General features: G+C 64.8%; 6 protein-coding genes. All 6 read right to left on the bottom strand.

Annotated elements, in window-relative coordinates; translation table 11 throughout:
• Positions 1-136: 136 nt before the first annotated feature.
• A complete protein-coding gene (locus tag ABI660_RS15030; RefSeq protein ID WP_348069442.1) occupies positions 137-1,207 on the bottom strand; it encodes an ABC transporter permease in 1,071 nt (356 codons plus the stop codon).
• Positions 1,204-2,862 (bottom strand): ABC transporter ATP-binding protein, encoded by a 1,659-nt coding sequence (locus ABI660_RS15025; protein ID WP_348069440.1) that lies wholly within the window; start codon positions 2,860-2,862, stop codon positions 1,204-1,206. The genes ABI660_RS15030 and ABI660_RS15025 overlap by 4 nt, the downstream gene beginning before the upstream one ends.
• Positions 2,837-3,280, bottom strand: coding sequence for a VOC family protein (locus tag ABI660_RS15020; protein WP_348069438.1), 444 nt, complete (start codon positions 3,278-3,280; stop codon positions 2,837-2,839). The genes ABI660_RS15025 and ABI660_RS15020 overlap by 26 nt, the downstream gene beginning before the upstream one ends.
• Before the next feature lies 1 nt (position 3,281).
• Complete coding sequence (locus tag ABI660_RS15015; RefSeq protein WP_348069436.1) at positions 3,282-4,208, bottom strand: phosphorylase; 927 nt, start codon at positions 4,206-4,208, stop codon at positions 3,282-3,284.
• Entirely contained in the window at positions 4,205-5,203 is a 999-nt protein-coding gene (locus ABI660_RS15010) for a BMP family protein (RefSeq protein ID WP_348069434.1), read from the bottom strand. The genes ABI660_RS15015 and ABI660_RS15010 overlap by 4 nt, the downstream gene beginning before the upstream one ends.
• Before the next feature lie 173 nt (positions 5,204-5,376).
• Entirely contained in the window at positions 5,377-6,030 is a 654-nt protein-coding gene (gene upp / locus ABI660_RS15005; RefSeq protein ID WP_348069432.1) for a uracil phosphoribosyltransferase, read from the bottom strand.
• Positions 6,031-6,045: the final 15 nt, after the last annotated feature.

Here is a 6,045-nt window from a genome sequence, read left to right as displayed (position 1 = left end):
TTGGCGACGCAAAAGAAAAGTGAGTTGCCGCCGGGCAACCCCCGGCTTGTTGGCACAGCTCCAGCGCAGGAAGGGAAGACGGCTTCGACAGGCTCAGCCCGAACGATAGACCCAGCAGACAGAGCAGACATCAACCTCATGCCTTGCGCCCCCCAACCACCCGGTATTGCGTCATCAACGTAGCCACCAGCACCGAGATCAACGAAGCCGCAACAATCACATCCGCAATGTAGGTCGGCACCCCGACAGCCCGGCTCATGCTGTCGGCCCCCACCAGCACCCCCGCCACAAACACACCTGCCGCCAGCACCCCCAGCGGGTTCAGCGCCGCCAGCATGGCAATGACGATGCCGGTGTAGCCGTAGCCCGGCGACATGTCCAGCGTGACGTAGCTGGTGCGGCCTGCCACCTCGATGGCACCGGCCAGCCCGGCCAGGCCGCCGGAGAGCAGCGCGACCAGCACGACGGTGCGTGTCACCGGCACGCCGGCAAAGGCTGCGGCGCGAGCATTGGCGCCCGTGGCGCGAATGTCAAAACCCGGCACGGTGTATTTGAGCAACGCCCACAAGGCAGCCGAGAGGCCGACGGCCCAGAGCAGGCCGGTGTGGATGCGGGTTTGCGGCAGCAGCTTGGACAGCTCCAGCTCGCCCAGCAGTGCCACGCTTTGCGGCCAGCCCATGGCGGTCGGGTCTTTCATGGGGCCGTCAAGCATGAGCGAGACGAACAGCAGCATGATGAAGTTGAGCAGCAGGGTGGTGACCACTTCATCCACGCCCAGACGCGCCTTCAGCAGCGCGGGGCCGAGCAGCAGCAGGGCACCGGCCAGCGCGGCGGCCAGCAGCATGAGTACAAACAGCAGCCACATGGGCAGGTCAAAGCCAGTGCCGCCATGCATGCCGCCTACCGCCACGGCCGCGAGCGCGCCGGCATACAACTGGCCTTCAGCGCCGATGTTGAACAGCCGTGCCTTGAAAGCCACGGTGGCGGCCAGGCCGGTGAGGATAAGCGGGATGGCACGGGTCAATGTTTCGCTCAACGCAAACACCGAGCCGAAGCCGCCCTTGAACAGCAGGCCATAGGTCTGGCCCAGCGGCGCACCGGCCCAGAGCACCAGCAGCGAGCTGACAAGAAGGGTGAAGACGACGGCCCCGATGGGCGCGAGCACCAGGGCCCAGCGCGAGGTTTGCGTTCTTTTCTCCAGTCTCATGCTGGCTCTCCGGCATGAACCCCGGCCATGGCAAGACCGATGGCTTCACGCGTCCATGCTTCGGCAGGCAGCGCTTCGGTCAGTTGCCCGGCGTGCATGACGGCGACGCGGTCGCCCAGTGACAGAACTTCGTCCAGGTCGTCGGAGATCACCAGCACGGCGGCACCGGCATCGCGCGCGGCAATCAGCTGTTGCTGCACATAAGCCACGGCACCAATGTCCAGGCCCCAGGTGGGCTGGTGGGCAACGATGATGGATATTGCCCCCACGCTCTCCGCTTTGCGTGATTCGCTGCCCCCCGAGGGGGCTGCCTCGCCTTGGGGCGGCCCGGCGGCGAGGCGTGGCGCCGTGGTCTTGCCGTCGGCCTGCTCTGGCACCAGCAGAGCACGCCCGAGAATCAGTTTCTGCATGTTCCCGCCCGACAGCGAGCGGGCGGGCGACTGCGGCCCGCCGCCGCGGACGTCAAACGCACGAACAATGTGTGCCGCATGGGCTTGCGCGGCGCGGCGTTTGATCCACAGCGCCCTGGAAAACGCCGGGCTGCGCAGGCGCTCCGAGACGGCGTTCTCCCAGACGCTGAGGTCGCCGACCACGCCGACCGCGTGGCGGTCTTCCGGGATGCGCGCCACACCCTGCGTCACCAGCCGGGCGGGTGAGGCCTGCAGGGGCTGCCCCAGGAAGGACACGGTGCCCTGGCTGGCGGCGCGCGTGCCGCAAAGCAAATCGGCCAGGGCGAGCTGGCCGTTGCCCGAGACGCCGGCAATCGCCATGATTTCTCCGGCTTTCAGCGTGAGCGACACGCCATGAAGCCGGTCACGCCCGCTGCCGGCCGTGCTGACGTCTTTCAAGGTACACACGGCTTCGCCCACCGACGGCGCCGGCCGGCGCTGAGGCGCATTTACCGCATGGCCGACCATCCACTGCGCCAGTTGCGCCTGCGTGGTGCCGGCTGCCGGCGCCTCGGCCACGAGCTTGCCGCCGCGCAGCACCGCCACGCGTTTCGACACGCGCAGCACCTCGCCGAGCTTGTGGCTGATGAAGATGATGGACAGGCCCTCGGCCACCATCTGGCCCAGGGTCTCGAACAGCGCTTCGCTTTCCTGCGGCGTCAGCACGGCCGTGGGTTCGTCGAGGATCAGAATGCGTGCGCCGCGGTACAGCGCCTTGAGGATTTCAACGCGCTGGCGTTCGCCCACTGACAGGCTGCCCACCTTCGCATCCGGCGCCACCGGCAGGCCGAAACGCCGGGCGACTTCCAGCAGCTTTGCACGTGCGGCGCCGCGGCGCGAGAAGGGCTGCCACAGCGCTTCGCTGCCCAGCATCACGTTGTCGAGCACGCTCAGGTTGTCGGCCAGCGTGAAGTGCTGGTGCACCATGCCGATGCCGGCGGCCAGTGCGGCTTTGGGGTTGCCGGGCGGCAGGGCCTGGCCGAAAACTTCGATCCGGCCTTCGTCGGCGGTGTAGTGGCCAAAGAGGATGGACACCAGGGTGGACTTGCCGGCACCGTTTTCACCAAGCAGCGCGAGGATTTCGCCGCCGTGCAGCTCAAGAGAGATGTTGTCGTTCGCGACCAGCGTGCCGAAGCGTTTGGTGATGCCGCTGAGCCGCAGCACCGGCGGCTGCGAATGTTCAGCCGAGGGATGCCCAGCGGTCATGCCGGTCGCGCCGCTCCTGGCGGTAGTTGGTGATCTCCAGACGAAGGCCGTCGGGGTCGGAGAAGAAGGTGGCCCAGTAGTCGGGGGCGTATTCGCCGTGGTTGTGCGGCTCGCTGGCGTTGATACCGGAGGCCTGCAACAGCCGCGCGCATTCGGCAACGTCTTCGACAGTATCTACGCGCAGGCAGAAGTGATGAAGGCCGGGCGAATAGGCGTCGTGCCCGGTTTGCGAGCGGGCCGGCCGCAGAACATAACCGAAGTGGCGGTTGTAGTACTGGATGTGCGGGTCGCCGCCGATTGCGAAGGTGTTTTTTCGGCAGCTGAGTGTCTTGAGCATGAGCTTGTCGTAGAAAGCTTCCGATTGGACCATGTTGCTCACGGCAATGTAGATGTGGTCAATGCCGGTGAGTTCAGGCATGCTATTTCCAGGCTGCAAGAAACGCCAGCAACACCTTGGCCGAATTGTCGGCCGCTATGCCCATGAAGGTGCCCATTTCGTTCTCACCCTCGCCGCCGCCTGCCAGGTCGCTGAGCGAGCGGAAGGCGATGTATGGCACGGTGTTGCTGTAGGCCACGTGCCCGACAGCGGCGGTTTCCATGTCCAGCACATTGGCCTGGAAAGTCTTGAACGTGTATTCGCGGAAGGCCTTGTTGTCCATGAAGGCCTGGCCGGAAACACCGTTGCCGCCTATGACCAGCTTCGGCTTGTGCGAGAGGCACTTGCCGGCTTTGCAATGCTCCAGCTCGACATTGCTGATGCTGCGTGCCGCTTCCAGCATGCGCGGGTCGGTTTCGAACCAGAACTTGCGGGCGATCTGCGGCAGGGCGGCCGTGCGTACCTCCACCGGACGCGGGTGCAGCATGCCGTAGTTGGGCAGGGTGGCGTCCTTGATGAAGGGCGGTGGGCTGTAGCGGCCAGGCGCCGTTTCGCGTGCGATCAGGACTTCAAGGTACTGGCCCCACTGCGCCGGCACCGTCACGTCGCCCACATTGAGCTGCGGGTTCACGCCGCCGGCGATGCCGCTGTACACGATGTGGCTGATCTTGAACCTGTCCAGGGCGAGCTGCGTGTTCATGGACGCGTTGACCATGCTGATGCCCGAGAGGAACATCACGACGGGTTTGCCTTGCAGCGTGCCGGTGGTGAACTCGACGCCGTTCACGCTTTGGCGGCGCGGGTTCTGCAACTGGGCCGACAGCAGTGTCAGCTCAGGCTGGAAGGCGGAAATCACCGCAATGCGCGGTGTCTCGTCCAGCCGCAGCGCCGTGCCGGAGGGCAGGCCGGCACAGCCGGCCAGGGTGGCAGCCAGCGCGCAGCCGGCCAGCAAGGTGCGCCACTTGCTCATTTGGCTGTCGACTTCGGTTGGCCGTCGTCCACCTTGACGCTGAACTTGCCGTCGAGGATGGCTTTTTCCTTGGCCTTGACCTTGGCGACGATGTCGGCTGGAACTTTTTTCTCGAACGTACCGAGCGGCGCGAGCTCGGAACCCTTGTGTTTCATCATCGAGTAAGGGCCGTAATCTTCGGCCGCGAACTTGCCGTCTTTCACCAGCTTGAGCGCGCGGTCGATGCTGGGCTCCATGTGCCACAGGGCCGAGGCGACCACGGTGTCGGGGTATTTGTCCTGCGTGTTGATGACATTGCCGATGGCGAGCTTGCCTTTTTCCTTGGCGGCATCGCTCACGCCGAAACGCTCGGCGTACATCACGTCGGCGCCCTTGTCGATCATGGCGAAGGCGGCTTCCTTGGCCTTGGGCGGGTCAAACCAGCTGTTGATGAAACTCACGCTGAACTCGACCTTGGGGTTGGTTTCCTTCGCGCCGGCCATGAAGGCGTTCATCAGGCGGTTGACTTCGGGAATCGGGAAACCGCCGACCAGGCCGATCTTGTTGCTCTTGGTCATGCCGCCGGCCACCATGCCGCTGAGATAGGCCGGCTCCTGGATGTAGTTGTCGAACACCGAGAAGTTGGGCGCCTGCGCCTTGCCCGACGAGCCCATCAGGAAAGACACCTTCGGAAAATCCTTGGCAACCTTGCGCGCGGCAGCTTCGACGGCAAACGCCTCGCCGATGACAAGCTGGTTGCCGGCGGTGGCGTACTCGCGCATCACGCGTTCGTAGTCGGCATTGGAGACGTTCTCCGTGGCCTTGTATTCGATCTCGCCGCGGGCTTCGGCGGCCTTGAGCGCCTTGTGGATGCGGCTGACCCATTGCTGCTCGAAAGGCACGGTGTAGACGGCTGCCACTTTGGTCTTGGCTTGCGCCAGGGCGAGGCCGGGCAGGGTGACTGTCAGCGCGGCAGCCAGGGCGACGAGTTGTCTGCGCTTGAGAAGGGATGCCATGGGTGTTCTCCGGTTGATGTTCAGGCGGAAGTTGACGGACAAAAGCGAAATGATGAGGTGCAAGCTTCCCCGCATGTACCAGCCGGGGCCGCGGATCTGGCTCTGCCAGTCCGCAGGCGCAGCGGCCCCCTCGGGGGGGCAGGGCGCTACACGCAGTGAGCAACCGTGGGGGCTCATTTCGTGCCAAAGATCCGGTCACCCGCGTCGCCCAGGCCTGGCAGGATGTAGCCATGGTCGTTGAGCTCGCGGTCGATGGCGGCGGTGTAGATGGGCACGTCGGGGTGGGCTTTTTGCAGCGCCGCAATGCCCTCGGGGCAGGTCAGCAGGCAGACGAACTTGATGGACTTGGGGTTGAGCTCCTTGAGGCGCTCAACCGCGGCGATGGCCGAGTTGCCGGTGGCCAGCATCGGGTCGACCACAACGACGTCGCGCTCTTCCATGTCGTGCGGCATCTTGAAGTAGTACTCGACAGCGGTCAGGGTTTTCGGGTCGCGGTACAGGCCCACGTGGCCGACGCGGGCGCCGGGCACCACGCTGAGCATGCCTTCAAGAATGCCGTTGCCGGCGCGCAGGATGGAAACGAAGACGAGCTTCTTGCCGTCGATGACTTTGGAGATTGTTTTTTCCAGCGGGGTTTCGATCTCGATGTCCTGCATGGGCATGTCGCGCGTGACTTCATAGGCCATCAACATGCTGAGCTCGTTGAGCAGGGTGCGGAAGGTGTTGGTCGATGCGTCCTTGCGGCGCATCAGGGTGAGCTTGTGCTGGACCAGCGGGTGGTCGATCAGATGGACTTTGCTGCTGGCTGGAACGCTGGAAGTGGTCATGGGTGAGGGTGCCTC

Source organism: Polaromonas sp. (assembly GCF_039930745.1).
Taxonomy (GTDB): domain Bacteria; phylum Pseudomonadota; class Gammaproteobacteria; order Burkholderiales; family Burkholderiaceae_C; genus Polaromonas.
Note: the sequence above shows the minus strand (reverse complement) of the source record. Positions and strands in the feature narration are given on the sequence as shown.